14 protein-coding genes and 1 pseudogene are annotated in these 14,628 nt (G+C 74.1%); 9 read left to right on the forward strand and 6 right to left on the reverse strand.

Features of this window, described 5'->3' with window-relative positions:
* Positions 1-10: 10 nt before the first annotated feature.
* Together ACFVXJ_RS14160 and ACFVXJ_RS14165 are read right to left on the reverse strand one after the other, a co-directional pair.
* Positions 11-478, reverse strand: coding sequence for an indole-3-glycerol phosphate synthase (locus ACFVXJ_RS14160; RefSeq protein WP_389661982.1), 468 nt, complete (start codon positions 476-478; stop codon positions 11-13).
* Positions 479-626: 148 nt separating this feature from the next.
* Entirely contained in the window at positions 627-1,400 is a 774-nt protein-coding gene (locus ACFVXJ_RS14165) for a pyrimidine reductase family protein (RefSeq protein ID WP_389661983.1), read from the reverse strand.
* A 108-nt stretch (positions 1,401-1,508) separates the two neighbouring features.
* On the opposite strand from ACFVXJ_RS14165, the gene zapE reads away from it, so the two are divergent.
* The 4 genes from zapE to ACFVXJ_RS14185 all read left to right on the forward strand — a co-directional run bounded on the left by zapE (position 1,509) and on the right by ACFVXJ_RS14185 (position 5,106).
* Positions 1,509-2,543, forward strand: coding sequence for a cell division protein ZapE (gene zapE / locus ACFVXJ_RS14170; RefSeq protein WP_389662177.1), 1,035 nt, complete (start codon positions 1,509-1,511; stop codon positions 2,541-2,543).
* Between the two features lie 97 nt (positions 2,544-2,640).
* Positions 2,641-3,066 carry an OsmC family peroxiredoxin gene (locus ACFVXJ_RS14175; RefSeq protein WP_136212691.1) on the forward strand — a complete coding sequence of 142 codons (426 nt, stop codon included), beginning with the start codon at positions 2,641-2,643 and terminating at the stop codon, positions 3,064-3,066.
* 207 nt (positions 3,067-3,273) lie between these two features.
* Entirely contained in the window at positions 3,274-4,191 is a 918-nt protein-coding gene (locus ACFVXJ_RS14180; protein WP_389661984.1) for a polyphosphate kinase 2 family protein, read from the forward strand.
* Between the two features lie 18 nt (positions 4,192-4,209).
* Complete coding sequence (locus tag ACFVXJ_RS14185) at positions 4,210-5,106, forward strand: polysaccharide deacetylase family protein (protein WP_389661985.1); 897 nt, start codon at positions 4,210-4,212, stop codon at positions 5,104-5,106.
* A 20-nt stretch (positions 5,107-5,126) separates the two neighbouring features.
* Here the strand turns inward: ACFVXJ_RS14185 and ACFVXJ_RS14190 are convergent, their stop codons facing one another.
* Complete coding sequence (locus ACFVXJ_RS14190) at positions 5,127-5,354, reverse strand: hypothetical protein (RefSeq protein WP_389661986.1); 228 nt, start codon at positions 5,352-5,354, stop codon at positions 5,127-5,129.
* A gap of 38 nt (positions 5,355-5,392) precedes the next feature.
* A pseudogene (locus tag ACFVXJ_RS14195) lies at positions 5,393-5,682 on the reverse strand (AIM24 family protein); the annotation flags it as partial.
* Between the two features lie 82 nt (positions 5,683-5,764).
* Between ACFVXJ_RS14195 and ACFVXJ_RS14200 the strand changes: the two are divergent.
* From ACFVXJ_RS14200 to ACFVXJ_RS14215, 4 genes are all read left to right on the forward strand, one after another.
* Positions 5,765-6,538, forward strand: coding sequence for an aminoacyl-tRNA hydrolase (locus ACFVXJ_RS14200; RefSeq protein ID WP_389661987.1), 774 nt, complete (start codon positions 5,765-5,767; stop codon positions 6,536-6,538).
* A 130-nt stretch (positions 6,539-6,668) separates the two neighbouring features.
* Positions 6,669-7,976 (forward strand): DUF692 family multinuclear iron-containing protein, encoded by a 1,308-nt coding sequence (locus ACFVXJ_RS14205; RefSeq protein ID WP_389661988.1) that lies wholly within the window; start codon positions 6,669-6,671, stop codon positions 7,974-7,976.
* On the forward strand, positions 7,973-9,004 hold the full coding sequence (locus tag ACFVXJ_RS14210; protein ID WP_389661989.1) for a TIGR04222 domain-containing membrane protein: 1,032 nt from the start codon (positions 7,973-7,975) through the stop codon (positions 9,002-9,004). Before ACFVXJ_RS14205 ends, ACFVXJ_RS14210 begins: the two co-directional genes overlap by 4 nt.
* A 127-nt stretch (positions 9,005-9,131) precedes the next feature.
* The gene (locus ACFVXJ_RS14215; protein ID WP_389661990.1) at positions 9,132-10,772 is read left to right on the forward strand and encodes an alpha/beta hydrolase; all 1,641 of its coding nucleotides are present in this window, start codon (positions 9,132-9,134) and stop codon (positions 10,770-10,772) included.
* A gap of 113 nt (positions 10,773-10,885) precedes the next feature.
* On the opposite strand, the gene hemQ is transcribed toward ACFVXJ_RS14215, so the two are convergent.
* Entirely contained in the window at positions 10,886-11,599 is a 714-nt protein-coding gene (hemQ, locus tag ACFVXJ_RS14220) for a hydrogen peroxide-dependent heme synthase (protein ID WP_389661991.1), read from the reverse strand.
* Between the two features lie 23 nt (positions 11,600-11,622).
* The gene (gene hemG / locus ACFVXJ_RS14225; RefSeq protein ID WP_389661992.1) at positions 11,623-13,083 is read right to left on the reverse strand and encodes a protoporphyrinogen oxidase; all 1,461 of its coding nucleotides are present in this window, start codon (positions 13,081-13,083) and stop codon (positions 11,623-11,625) included.
* A 157-nt stretch (positions 13,084-13,240) separates the two neighbouring features.
* Here hemG and ACFVXJ_RS14230 point away from each other — a divergent pair, with 157 nt between their 5' ends.
* Positions 13,241-14,623 (forward strand): FAD-dependent oxidoreductase, encoded by a 1,383-nt coding sequence (locus ACFVXJ_RS14230; RefSeq protein ID WP_389661993.1) that lies wholly within the window; start codon positions 13,241-13,243, stop codon positions 14,621-14,623.
* Positions 14,624-14,628 lie beyond the last annotated feature (5 nt).

The following is a 14,628-nucleotide window of genomic DNA, read 5'->3' on the forward strand; positions in this document are numbered from 1 at the left end:
CGGGGCCAGCCTATTCGTTGTGGGCGAAGAGCTTCAGCACCGGAACGCCGACCTTGTGCCGCGCCCGGGAGGCCCAGTCGCGGTGGAAGAACTCCTCGACGAAGTGCGGGGCGGTCAAGACGATCACCTCGTCGGCCGCCGTCTCGTCCACGACGGCCTTGAGCAGGTCGAGCGGGTGGTCCTCGACGAGCTGCCCCACGGCCTTGGCGCCCTTTCTGCGCAGGGCTTCCAGCGAGTGTTCGAGGGCCTGCGCGGCGGGGCGGCGGGCGGCGTCGCCCTCCGGTTCGTCGCCTTCGTGGAGGGCCTCGGGAAGCTCGCCGAGCGCCACGTCGTCGATGGCGCGCAGCAGCCTGTCCTGGTCACCCCTCGGTTGCATGAGGACGATGAACGAGACCTCGTCGTCTCCGTGCAGCGTGGTGACGAAGTCCACGTCCACCGGGGTCAGCGGCTGCTCGATCATCAATACGCTCGTGAACACGGACGCCCCTCTCCTTCATGGGCCGAGGCCGGTGGGCCGGCCTCTGCGGAAACCATCCTGCCCCGCTCTCGCGCGGGCTTGCGCGGATATCTCTGCCCAGGTATGTGCCCAGCGGAAGCTAAGCGGAACGACGAATTCCGCCCCTAGTTCAGATTCGACGGTAACGGGTGAAGAGGAAGCCGGCCTCCTCCAGCACCCCGGCCGCCGCGAGCCGGTGCGGAACCGTGACGGAGGGGCCTCCGGCGATCCGCTGGGCGTCGCCCGCCGTGAGCATCGGGGAGATCGTCAAGCACAGCTCGTCCAGCACGTCGGCGGCCACGAACTGCCCCAGCAGGCGGGGGCCGCCCTCGGTGAGCTGACGGCGCAGCCCGCGCGCGGCCAGCTCTCGTACCGCCCGTACGGGGTCCACGGCCGCCCCGTCGCCCGCGAGCACCACCTCGGCCCCGGCCTTCGCCGCCTCCGCCACACGTTCGGCGGGCGCGGCGGCGCCGGTGAGGACCAGCGTCGGCACCAGGGGGGAGGTGAACAGGGGCAGGGAGAAGTCCAGCTCCATACTGGCGGTGATCACCGCGATGGCAGCCGCGGGACCCTGGCCCGAGGCGCTGCGGCGCTCCGCGAAGGCGTCCCGGGCCCGCGCCGGGCGGTAGCCCTCCTGGCGAACCGTTTCCGCGCCCACGACGATCACGTCCGCCAGGGCGCGCAGGGTGCCGAAGATCTGCATGTCGGTCTCGCCGGAGATGGGCTGGGAGCGGCCGTCGTGCTGGGCGGCTCCGTCCAGGGTCGAGACCATGTTGGCCCGCAGCCAGTGGCCGTCGGGACCGAGCTCGGGATACGCGTAGACCTCCGCGAGCTCGTCCAGCGACCACGGGCGGTCGCTCCGGTCTGCTGATGTCTGATCGGTCACAGGGAACAGGCGTCGCATCGATGCAGTGTGCCACGGCCCGTAGAGTTAAGGGCTGTGTCAACCTCCCTCACGACCTCTGGTCCGGCCTCCGGGCGGCAGCCGACAGCCGACGCGGGCCCCCAGGCCCTGTGTGCCCGGGCCCCCCGCGTGCCCGCCGAACGGCTGGTCGCCGAGATGGTGCCGCCGCCGCGTTTCGACGCGGTGCGCTTCGACACCTACGAGCCCGACCCCACCCAGCCCAGCCAGCGCGAGGCCGTCAGCGTGCTGAGCGCCTTCGCCGCGGGACTGGGCGGGGCGCACGCCTCCGGCTCGGGCAAGCGGCGCTGGTTCTCGAAGAAGCCGGCGGCCACGGCGGCCGCCCCGGGCGGGGTCTACCTCGACGGCGGCTACGGCGTCGGCAAGACGCACCTGCTGGCCTCCCTGTGGCACGCGACCCCCGCCGAGCCCGCGCTGAAGGCGTTCGGCACCTTCGTGGAGCTGACGAACCTGGTCGGCGCGCTCGGCTTCCAGCAGACCGTGCAGACCCTCGGCGGGCACCGGCTGCTGTGCATCGACGAATTCGAGCTGGACGACCCGGGCGACACCGTGCTGGTGTCCTCGCTGCTGAGCCGGCTCGTCGAGCAGGGTGTGGCGCTGGCCGCGACCTCCAACACGCTGCCCGGCAAGCTCGGCGAGGGCCGGTTCGCCGCGGCCGACTTCCTGCGGGAGATCCAGGGCCTGTCCGCGCACTTCCGGCCGCTGCGGATCGACGGCCAGGACTACCGGCACCGGGGGCTGCCGGCGGCGCCGGCGCCGTTCTCCGACGAGCAGGTGGCCAAGGCCGCGTACGCGACTCCGGGCGCGAGCCTCGACGACTTCCCGGGGCTGCTGGACCACCTGGCACAGGTGCACCCGAGCCGCTACGGAGCGCTGACCGACGGGATATCGGCGGTGTGCCTGACCGATGTCGGCCCCGTCCCGGACCAGTCGACGGCGCTGCGGCTGGTGGTCCTCGCCGACCGGCTGTACGACCGCGAGATACCGGTGCTCGCCTCCGGCGTGCCGTTCGACCGTCTGTTCAGTGACGACATGCTCAACGGGGGCTATCGGAAGAAGTACTTCCGCGCCATATCCCGGCTCACCGCCCTGGCACGCGACGCGAAGGGGCTGGTGGCCCAGTAGGTTGGGTCGCGCCGGGCCGTCGCGCGTACGGATCGCCATACGGATCGTCACGTGTGCGTCGGGTCCGGTCGTTTCCACTTCTGCGAAGGGATCCACCATGGCCACCACGCGTACCGCGCACACCGACTGGCAGGGCAACCTCCTCAAGGGCTCGGGTGTCGTCACCCTCGACTCCTCGGGCCGGGGCTCGTTCGACGTCTCCTGGCCCTCGCGCGCCGAGGCCGCGAACGGCAAGACCAGCCCGGAAGAGCTGATCGCCGCCGCGCACTCCAGCTGCTATTCGATGGCGCTCTCCCACGGCCTCGACGGCGCCGGCACCCCGCCCACCCGGGTGGAGACCAAGGCCGACGTGACGTTCCAGCCGGGTGAGGGCATCACCGGCATCCACCTGACGGTGCGCGCCGAGGTTCCGGGTCTGGACGCCGACGCCTTCGCCGCCGCCGCCGAGGACGCCAAGAAGAACTGCCCGGTCAGCCAGGCCCTGACGGGTACGACGATCACCCTGAGCGCCGAGCTGATCTGACGCCGGCCCACCCCGGGCGCGACCGGTCGGTGCGATGGCGGACCCCGCCCCGCCGACCGGGCCGCGCACGCCCCCGCCGGCCGCGCGCGCCCCGGCCGGCACCCCTCGGCGGGAACCGGTCCGTGGGACCACTGATCCGCCCCACCGTGCGCCGCCGCCCCCGATGTCCGATGATCGGACGAAGTCGACTGATCGGGGTGGACGACGATGGCGAAGAAGGACCGGGCGGAGAAGGACGCGGCGAAGCCCGGCGCGGAGAGCGAGCGGGGGAAGACCGGGAAGGCTTCGCCGCCCTCCCTGCGCGCGTTGCTGCGCGTGCCGCCCGGCCGGGTCCACCTCGGCGCCGTCGACCCGTCCTCGACCCCGGGCGGCCCGTCCCGCAAGGCGGCCGGCGTGGCCGCCATGGCGAGGATGGCCGACCCGCTCGCCTCGCTCCAGGAACGGCTGTACGCCGCGAGCACCGCCGGCGACCGGCGTCGGCTGCTGCTCGTCCTCCAGGGCATGGACACCAGTGGCAAGGGCGGCACGGTCAAGCATGTGATCGGTATCCTCAACCCCTCGGGCTGCCGCGTGCGGTCCTTCAAGGCGCCCACCCCGGAGGAGCGCAAGCATCACTTCCTGTGGCGCGTCACCAAACCCCTTCCGCAGCCCGGCGAGATCGGCATCTTCGACCGCTCGCACTACGAGGACGTCCTGATCGCCCGCGTCCGGGAACTGGTGCCCCGGTCCGTGCTGAACCGGCGCTACGACGAGATCAACCGGTTCGAGGAGTCGCTCGCCGAGGACGGCGTCACCGTGGTGAAGGCATTCCTCCACATCTCGTACGAGGAGCAGCGCGAGCGGCTGCTGGCCCGGCTCGACAACCCGTCCAAGCACTGGAAGTTCAACCCGGGCGACATCGACGAGCGGGCGCTGTGGCCGGCGTACCAGCGCGCCTACGAGCTGGCGCTGGAGCGCTGTTCCACGGACGCCGCGCCGTGGTACGTGGTGCCCGCCGACCGCAAGTGGTACCGCAACTGGGCCATCGGCACGCTGTTGTCGGAACATCTGGAGGACATGGACCCGCGCTATCCGGGTGCAGATTTCGACGTAGCCGAGTGCCGCGCGCGTCTACTTGCCACATAGTCGGATATTTTGCCGGGCGTGACCCTCTCCGTAGCAGTGCGCAAAGCAGCGGCCGTGGCCGCCCTCGGTGCCGCCCTCGCCGGTTGCGGGGGCGGCACCGGCTCGCCGAAGCCCGCCAACCAGGCCCGGCTGGGCACCCCCGCGGCTCCCGCCCCCGCCTCCCCGTCCGCCGCACCCTCGGGCTCGGGCTCGCCGAAGGCCGGCGCGCCGGCCGCGGTCCCGGTCCTGCCGCCCGGTCCGAACGGCCTGACGCCCGTCTTCGAACGGGCGAAGCAGCGGACCGACAAGACCGTGGCGCTGACCTTCGACGCGGACATGACGTCCGATCAGGGCCCGCGCGCCGCCTCGGGGGAACGTTTCGACAATCCGCAGTTGATCTCGTCGCTTCGGTCCCTGAAGGTGCCGGCGACCATCTTCATGACCGGCCGCTGGGCGGAGGAGTACCCGGACCAGGCGAAGGCCATCGGCGCCGATCCCAACTTCGAGATCGCCAACCACTCGTACAGCCACCACGCCTTCAAGGCGCCCTGCTACGGGCTCCCCGCGCTCGACGCCACCGCCGCCAAGGCCGACGTGGACCGGGCCTTCGCCGCCTTCCGGAAGGCGGGCGCGGTCAACACGGTCCCCTACTTCCGCTTCCCCGGCGGGTGCTACGACGACCAGGCACTGCGGGCGCTGTCCCCGGCCAAGGTGACGGCCGTGCAGTGGGACGTGGTCAGCGGCGACGCCTTCGCCAAGGACCCGGACGCGGTGGCCGAGCAGGTGCTGGCCGGCGTGAAGCCGGGCTCGGTGGTGGTCATGCACTGCACGCGCAGCGCGGCCCCGGTCACCGAGGAAGCCGTCCGCAAGGTCGTCCCGGAACTGCGCAAGCGCGGCTACCGCTTCGTGAAGGTCTCGGACCTGATCGGGAAGTAGCCGGCGGGACGCGGTCCGGGCTATCCCGAGCAGGCGGAGCGCTGCGCGTCCTGCCACTCGCACACCGGGCACAGCACCACGCCCGGGGTGGCGACCCCGTACTCGGTGGGCTTGCCGCACTCCAGGCAGTCGGCGTACGGCGGACCGGCCACCCGCCCGGCGGGCGTGGCCGGCGTCGGGCAGTAGGGGGCGTCGCGCCCCTCGCCCCGCCCTTCGTACCGTTCTTCGTTCCGCTGTTCACGGTCCATACGGACGAGGGTACGCACCCGCGTCCGTGAGGGGCCGTTCAGTGTGCCGCGGGCGCCTCGGTGACCTCGCCGGGGCGGACGATGACGAAGCCCTCGCCGCCGAGCTTGACCTGTACGGCCTCCCCGGAGCCGCCGCGGATCATCGAGCCGATCGACCGGGAGCGGTGCAGCCCGGTCTCCAGGGCGGCGCTCCATCCGACCACCGCGTCCGTGTCCACGTAGACCGGTGCCTGGGCGGTGACCGGGATGATGACCGGGTTGCCCTCACATATCACCGCGAGTTTTCCGTACCGGTGAAAAGGCTGTTGAACAGCCCCCCGCCGGTCAGTCACTCTTCATGCGCTCGATCCTCGCCCGGACGCCACCCCTGCGGCATCCGCCTGAAGTCGGAGGCCGGCAGACTGGGCCGGATGAGCACCGAGGACATCCAGGCCCGCCAGGACACCGCCCCCGCACCGGCCGTGGGGGCCGACAGCCCGTTCCGCGGGGAGCACGCGGTCCGTGACGAGGCGCCCCAGTTCGTGCTGCCGCTGGTGGTGCGGATCGAGAAGACCTCGCCGCCGGCCCGGACCGACGCGCTGGAGACGGCGGCCCGCGCGGTGCTGGTGCTGCTGACGGACGAGCGCTCGCACGGCGACGGCGAGTGGGCCGAGGCGGTCCGCGACTGGCAGGACGCCCGGATCCGGAAGGTGGTCCGGCGGGCCCGCGGGGCGGAGTGGCGCAAAGCCGGGACACTGCCCGGGGTCACGGTCCACGGAGCCGGCCCCTCGGGGGCGACGGCCGAGGTACGGGTCTTCCCGCCGGTGCCGCTCGACGGCTGGCCCAAGGAGCTGGCCAAGCTCCAGGTGTCGGGCACCGACCTCGACGACCCGGAGCCGGTCGCCCCGGCGGCGCCCGGGGTACCGGTGCTGTGGCTCAACCCCGACCTGGACATGTCGGCCGGCAAGGCGATGGCCCAGGCCGGGCACGCGGCGCAACTCGCCTGGTGGGAGCTGACATCGGCGGAACGCGCCGCGTGGCGGGACTCCGGTTTCCGGCTGGCCGTACGGACGGCCCCGCGCGAGCGGTGGGCGCGGCTGAGCGGGAGCGGGCTGCCGGTGGTCCGGGACGCGGGGTTCACGGAGATCGCGCCTGGTTCCTGCACGGTCGTTTCGGACCACCCGGCGCTCCGGGCCCGGCTGTAGGCCCGCCGGCGGGGAGCCGGGTCGCGGCGGAACCTCAAATGTTGCTCTGAACGTCCCCTCCGGCGGGTTGGCGGAACCCCGCCGGGGCCATCACATCGGCGTACGGACCGATGGAAGGGGGGCGGGGGACATGAAGCCCGTGGCACACCTGGGGGTGGGCATCGGCTGGCGGCCGGAGATCGCGGAAGCGGTGGAACGGCTGCCCGGCCTTGACTGGGTCGAGGTGGTGGCGGAGAACATCTGCCCGGGCCACCTGCCGGACTCGCTGACGCGGCTGCTGGAGCGCGGCGTCCGTGTCGTCCCGCACGGGGTCTCCCTGGGCCTGGGCGGCGCCGACCGGCCGGACGCCGGGAAGCTGGCCGCGCTCGGGGAGCGGGCGGTGGCGTTGGGGGCGCCGCTGGTCACCGAGCACATCGCGTACGTACGCACCTCCTCGCCGGCGCTGGAGGCCGGGCACCTGCTGCCGGTGCCCCGCACCCGGGAGGCGCTGGACGTGCTGTGCGAGAACGTCCGCATCGCGCAGGACGCGCTGCCGGTGCCGTTGGCGCTGGAGAACATCGCCGCGCTGTTCGCGTGGCCCGGGGACGAGTTGACGGAGGCCCGGTTCCTCACCGAACTGGTGGAGCGGACCGGGGTGCGGCTGCTCATCGACGTGGCGAACCTCCACACCAACCGGGTGAACCGCGGTGAGGACCCGACGGCCGTGCTGGACGCGATCCCGCCGGAGGCGCTGGCGTACGTGCACGTCGCCGGGGGCGTGGAGCGGGACGGGGTGTGGCACGACACGCACGCGCACCCGGTGCCGCGGGCGGTGCTGGACGTACTGGCGCGGTTGCGGGAGCGGGTCGAGCCGGCCGGGGTCCTGCTGGAGCGGGACGACGACTTCCCGCCGGAGGCGGAGTTGGCGGGGGAACTGCGGGCCATCCGCACGGTGCTGGCGGCCGGGACCGCCCCCGCCCACCGCGCTCCGAGCCCCGCAACCCCGGCCCTGGCCCCGGTCCCGGAATCCGGGACGGGAGCCGGGACGGACGCTGCCCGGACCCGGCTCGGGCTGCGGCAGGCCGCGCTGCTCTCGGCACTCGTCGCGGGCACGCCCGTACCGGAGGGCTTCGACCGGCAGCGCGTCCGGGTCCAGAGCCGGGCGCTGGCCGCCAAGCGGGGGTCGGTGGTGGCGAAGCTGGCGCCGGAGCTGCCCGCGATCCTGGGCGGCGCGGACGCGTACCGCACCGCGTTCCTCGGTTACGCCCGCGGTCGCCCGATGGCGGCGGGATACCGCCGGGACGCCCTGGACTTCGCCGAGCACCTGCTGATCCGCGGGCTCCCGGCCGACCCGGCCGCCCGCCGCCGGCTCACCGCCTGGTGGCGGGAGCGCGCCGGGGCGCGGCCGTCCGGCCGGATCGCGCGCTGGGCGCGGACGCTCATGGGGAGGGCGGCGTGAACGCACTGGCCTTGGCGGTCTGGCTCGCCGTGGCCGCCTCCACCGTGCTGCTCTTCCGCGGCCCGCTCGGGCGGCGGTCCGCGTCGGCCGGTTCGGCGCCGTACCTGCACGACCTCGCCGAGGCGGCGTTCCTGGTGGGTGGGCCGGGGGCGGTCGTGGACAGCGCGCTCGTCTCCCTGCTGTGCGACGGGCGGCTGGTGGTCGGCGGCCCCGGCATCGTGCACGCCCGGCCCGGGGTGCGGGGCGCCGACGTCGCGGAGCGCGCCGTGCTCCTGGCCCTGCGGGAGGCACCCTCGGGGTGGCTGTACCAGGTGCGGTACGCGGCGATGGTCGATCCGGCCGTGCAGGAGACCGGGGACACCCTGGCCGACCGGGGGCTGATCGCCGTGCCCGGGGCGGGTCGCGGGCTGCGCCGTTGGGGGCTGGTCCAGGCGGTGGTGTGCGGGCTGCTGGTGCCGCCCTCGATGGTGCTCACCTTCGTGGCGTGGGATCCGGAGTCCGGGTTCCAAGTCCCCTTCATATTCAAGGTGTTGCCCATTCTGATCGCCGGGGTCGCGTTCGGCGTCAGCGGCGCCCGGCGCGCCCGGCAGCGGATCACCCCGGCGGGGCGGGAGGCGCTGGGCGCGATACGGGCCCGGTACGCGCTCGACCTGAGCCCGCGGGTCCGGACGGCCCTGTTCGGGCTGCGCGGGCTGCGGGACCCGTACCTGCGGCAGCAACTGGTACCGGCCGCCCGCGGTACCCGCCTGGCCGCGGCGCAGTCGGGTGCGCGGCGGAGCGCGGGCGCGGGCGTCGGTTCCGGCTCGTCCGCGTCGGCCGCCGAGGTCGCGCCGCTCGTGTGGTGTGCGGCGACCGACGGCGGAAGTTCCGGCTCCTCCTGCGGGGGCGCCGGTTCGAGCTGTGGCTCCGCCGGTTCCGCGTGTTCCTCGGGGTCCGGCTGCTCGTCGGGTTCGAGCTGTTCCTCCGGGTCCGGTTGCTCGTCGGGTTCGAGCTGTTCCTCGGGCTCCAATTGCTCCGGCGGCTCCTGACCGGCCGTCACGCGGTGGTCCCGCTACGGCAAAAGGGGGGAGCGGGGGCGACACCTGGGAGGGGGTGCTGTACAGGCGCGACCGAACGGCATCTGATCGGACCAGCCGATGAGATGAGGGGTCCGCCATGCGGAGGAAGCTCACACGCCGCACGGTCACCGCGGCGGTGCTGTGCCTCGTCCTGGCCGGTCCCGTCCCCGCCCGAGCGGCCCGCGGGGGCCCCGACCGGGAGGTCGAGGCGGCCGAGGCGGCCGGCGCCGAGCGCGTCGCCCGCAATCCCCCGCCGCTCGTCTTCGGGCCCTGCCCCGACGTCGAGGTTCTGCCCGACCCCGTCCGGTGCGCGACGTTGCGCGTCCCGCTCGACTACGCCCGGCCCGACGGCCCCCACATCTCCCTCACCGTCAGTCGGGTCCCGGCCACCGGGCGCGGCGGGGCGGTCCGCCAGGGCGCGCTCGTCTACAACCCGGGCGGGCCCGGTGCGTCCGGGATGACCTTCCCGCTCTTCGGCACCCTGCCCGCCTGGGAGCGCGTCGCCGCCGCCTACGACCTGGTGGGCTACGCCCCGCGCGGGGTGGGCCGCTCCGCGCCGCTGTCCTGCCGAGATCCAGCCGTCCGCGCCGAGGCGCCCACCCCCCAGGTCCCGGCCGAGCCCTCGGCCGCGTACAAGAGGCAACGCCTCGCCGCCGCCCGGGCGTACGGCCTCGGCTGTGCGCTGCGGGCCGGCGCCGCGCTGCCGTACTACACGACCCTGAACAACGTCCGGGACCTGTACGTGCTCCGCGCCGCGCTCGGCGAGCCGAAGCTGAGCTTCATGGGCGCCTCGTACGGCACGTACCTGGGAGCCGTCTACGCCACCCGCTACCCGGACCGGGTGCGCCGGATGGTCTTCGATTCGGCGGTCGACCCGGACCCGCGCCGCGTCTGGTACCGGAACAACCTCGACCAGGGCCCCGGCTTCGAGCGCCGCTGGTACGACTTCCGCGCCTGGGTCGCCCGCCACCACGCCGTGTACGGCCTCGGCGCGACCCCGGAGGCCGTGCTGGCCGCGTACGCACGCGTCCGGGACGCGGTGGCCGGGGCCCCCGCCGGCGGGGTGGTGGGGGCGGGGGAACTCCACGCCGCCTTCCTCCAGACCGCGTACTACGACGACGTGTGGCCGGACCGGGCGCGGGCGCTGGCGGTGTTCCTGCGCGGCGACCCGGGCCCGCTGACGGAGCAGGCCGCGCCGGACCCGGCGCGCGCCGTCGCGGCGGAGAACGCGACAGCCGTCTACACGGCCGTGCTGTGCAACGACGCCCCGTGGCCCGACGATTGGGAGACCTGGGACCGGGACAACACCGAGGTGGCGCGCCGGGCGCCCTTCGAGACCTGGACGAACGCGTTCCTCAACCTGCCCTGCGCGTCCTGGCCGGTGCTCCGGCGACAGCGCCCGGTGGACGTCGGGGCCGGCCGGCCGGCGCTCCCCCGGACCCTGATCGTGGCGGCGGACCGGGACGGCGCGACCCCCTACCGGGGCGCGCTGGAGCTGCGGCGGCGGCTCGGCACGTCGGCCGCGCTGGTCACGGAGGAGGGGGCGGGGACCCACGGCGTGGCCGGCGGTCGCAACGACTGCGTCGACGCGCACGTGGAGCGGTACTTGCTGACGGGTGACACCCCGGGGCGGAGCGCCACGTGTGCGCCGCATCCGGAGCCCGCACCGGTGTCGCTGGACGAGCGGGCGGCGGACGCCCCGGGGAATGCTCCCAGGGCACTGCCGCCGGTCGTCTGAACTTCCGGGCGGGATCTCCGGCTGCGTCGATTCGGGGGCGGGGCCTCCCGATCACCGGCGGCCACCCCCCAGTCACGGGGGCCCTGCGCCGGTCCTTCCCCCCAGGGGAGGTATCAGGCGAGTCCGGCGACCAGATCGGCGACGGACTTGCGGCGCCCGGTGTAGAAGGGCACCTCCTCACGGACGTGCATACGCGCCTCGGAGGCACGCAGGTGACGCATGAGGTCGACGATGCGCCACAGTTCGTCGGCTTCGAAGGCCAGCAGCCACTCGTAGTCGCCGAGCGAGAACGAGGCGACGGTGTTGGCGCGCACGTCGGGGTAGCCGCGGGCCATCTTGCCGTGGTCGGCGAGCATGCGGCGGCGGTCCTCGTCGGGCAGCAGGTACCAGTCGTAGGAGCGCACGAAGGGGTACACGCTGACGTAGTCGCGCGGGTTCTCGTCGGCCAGGAAGGCCGGGATGTGGGACTTGTTGAACTCGGCCGGGCGGTGCAGGGCCATGTTCGACCAGACCGGCTCCAAGGCGCGGCCGAGCCGGGTGCGGCGGAACAGGTTGTAGGCGGTCTGGAGCTCGTCCGCCGTCTCCGCGTGCCACCAGATCATGACGTCCGCGTCGGCGCGCAGGCCGGAGACGTCATAGGTGCCGCGGACGGTGATGTCCTTGGCGGCCAGCTGATCGAAGAGTTCCTGGACCTCGTCGGCGAAGCCGGTGCGGTCCTCCGGGAGAACGTCCTTCAGCTTGAAGACGGACCACAGGGTGTAGCGAATGACCTCGTTCAGGTCCTTCGCCTTCTTCCCCGCGTTGGGAATCTTCTCTGGTGCAGTCATGTGTCCATTGTCCCGTGTGCTGATCAGTGGTCCGTGCCAGGGGTACCGAACGTGCCCGCGAACGCGCCGAGCACGGTGTCGGCGGCCTTGCCGGCGCTCGCGACGCACGCCGGGATGCCCACCCCGTCGTAGAGCGCGCCGCACACCGCGAGGCCGGGCAGGGCGGCGACGGCGGCCCGGATGCGGGCGACCCGGGCGAGGTGGCCGACGGGGTACTGGGGCAGGCCGCCGTCCCACCGGGTGACGGTGGAGGCGACCGGGCGGGCCGCGAGGCCCACGGCCTCGCCGAGGTCGCGCAGGGAGATCTCGACCAGTTCGGTGTCCTCGCGCTCCAGCAGGGCCTCGTCGCCGAAGCGGCCGACCGAGGTGCGCAGCGGGAAGAGGTCGGGATCGGCTCCCGACCAGGCCCACTTGTTGCCGGAGAAGGTGGACGCCTTGATGGCGCGGCCGTCGACGGGCGGTACGAGGAACCCGCTGGCGCCGCCGTCGGTGATCGTGGGCGGCAGGTCGGCGCGCCGGAAGACCAGCGTCACCAGGGCCATCGAGGCGTACTCGACGGTGCGCAGCTCCGCGGCGGCGGTCGGCGCGAGCGGGTCGAGCAGCCGGGCGGTGGGCCCGGCCGGGGTGGCCAGGACCACGCCGTCGGCCTCGATGACCTCGGACCCGGCGACCACGCGCCAGCCGTCGGGCGTACGCAGCACCTCGCGCACGGGGCGGGAGGTGTGCAGGAGCGCTCCGGCGGCCCGGCACGCCTCGGCCACGGCGAGCGGGAGCCGTCCGATGCCGCCCTCGATGCCGGCGAAGACGGGGCCGGCCGCCTGGGGCAGTGCCGCCGCCCGGCGCTGCAGTTCCCGTACGCCGTCGCCGAGCAGCGCGTGGGTGCGGGCGGCCTCGTAGAGCTGCGGCACGGCGGCCCGCATGGAGATCCGGTAGGCGTCGCCCGCGTAGACGCCGCCGAGCAGGGGTTCCACCAGCCGGTCGACGACCTCGCGGCCGAGGCGGGCCGCGACGTACTCGCCGACGGCGACGTCCTCGCCGATCTCGGCGGGCGCCAGCGTCGGCTCGGCCGCGATCCGGGCCATGCCTTCGGCCGACAGCACCCCGGACGCGGCGAGGGGCGCCAAGTCGCCCGGGACGCCCATGACATGGCCGCGCGGCATGGGCCGCAGCGCGCCGCGCGTCCACAGGTGGGCGGTGGCCGTCGCAGGCACCTGGAGCGCGTCGCCGAGCCCCACGGCCCGGGCCAGCTCCACGGCTTCCGGGCGGCGGGCGAGCATGGATTCGGCGCCGAGGTCGACGGGGGCCCCGGCCAGCTCTCCGGCGTGCAGCTTGCCGCCGAGGCGGGGGCCGGCCTCCAGCAGCGTGACGCGTACGCCGTCGCCGAGCAGCCGGTGGGCGGCCGCGAGGCCGGCGATGCCGCCGCCGATGACGACGACGTGACCGGGGGGTCCCGGTCGGTCCGTACGCGTGTCCGCTTCGTGCATGAACACATCGTCTCAGACCGGGTCTCGGATCGATCAACGCGGCCGGACCCCCCACCGCTCGTGGCCGGAGGCGGTCGGGAACGGAACACGCATTCGGCCGTTCGCCCGTAGCGTGTCCTCCACGTAACGGTGGTGCGGGCGGAGGACGGTGCGGACGATGGCAGCGGAACGACTGGTGGTGGTCGGCGGCGACGCGGCGGGGATGGCCGCCGCGTCGCAGGCCCGGCGGTTGAAGGGCCCGGCGGAGCTGGCGATCACCGCCTTCGAGCGCGGGCACTTCACGTCCTACTCGGCGTGCGGCATCCCTTACTGGGTCGGCGGGCGGGTCGCGGAGCGGGACGCGTTGATCGCCCGGACGCCCGAGGAGCACCGGGCCCGCGACATCGACCTGCGCACCCGCACCGAGGTCGTCGAACTCGACCTCGCGGGGCAGCGGGTGCGCGCCCGGGACCTCGAAACGGGCGCGGAGAGCTGGACGGGCTACGACAAGCTCGTGCTGGCGACGGGCGCCCGGCCGATCCGTCCGCGCCTGCCCGGCGTCGGGGCGCACGGGGTGCACGGCGTGCAGACCCTGGACGACGGGCAGCGCCTGATGGACACCCTGGAGCGGATCCCGGGCCGCAGGGCGGTCGTGGTCGGCGCCGGCTACATCGGCGTGGAGATGGCGGAGGCGCTGGTCGGGCGGGGCTTCGAGGTGACCGTGCTGCACCGCGGTGAGCAGCCGATGGCCACCCTGGACCCGGACATGGGCGCCCTGGTGCACGGCGCGATGAACCGCATGGGCATCCGTACGGTGGCCGGCGCCGAGGTGACGAAGATCCTCACGGACGAGGAGGGCCACGCGGTGGCGGTGGCCACGGCGTCGGGTACGGAGTTCCCGGCGGACGTGGTGGTGCTGGGCATCGGCGTCGAGCCGCGTACCGCCCTGGCCCGGGCGGCGGGGCTGCCGCTCGGCGAGTCGGGCGGGCTGCTGACGGACCTGTCGATGCGGGTCCGGGGGCACGAGAACATCTGGTCGGGCGGCGACTGCGTGGAGGTCCTGGACCTGGTGGCGGGCCGCAACCGGCACATCCCGCTGGGCACGCACGCCAACAAGCACGGACAGGTGATCGGCTCGGGCGTGGGCGGGGGTTACGCGACGTTCCCGGGGGTGGTGGGGACGGCGGTGAGCAAGGTGTGCGAGTTGGAGATCGCGCGCACGGGCCTGCGCGAGAAGGACGCGCTCGCGGCGGGGCTGCGTTTCGTGACGGCGACGATCGAGTCGACCACGACGGCGGGCTACTACCCGGGCGCGGCGAAGATGACGGTCAAGATGCTGGCGGAGCGGCGTACGGGCCGGCTGCTCGGTGTCCAGATCGTCGGCGGCGCGGGCTCCGCGAAGCGGGTGGACATCGCGGCGGTGGCGCTGACGGCGGGGATGACGGTGGACCAGGTGGTGTCCTTGGACCTCGGCTACGCACCGCCGTTCTCCCCGGTCTGGGACCCGATCCTGGTGGCGGCCCGCCGTGCGGTCGGCGCGGTGCGGGCGGCGGACGCGTAGGCGGC

Source organism: Streptomyces sp. NPDC058279 (genome assembly GCF_042881255.1).
Lineage (GTDB): Bacteria > Actinomycetota > Actinomycetes > Streptomycetales > Streptomycetaceae > Streptomyces.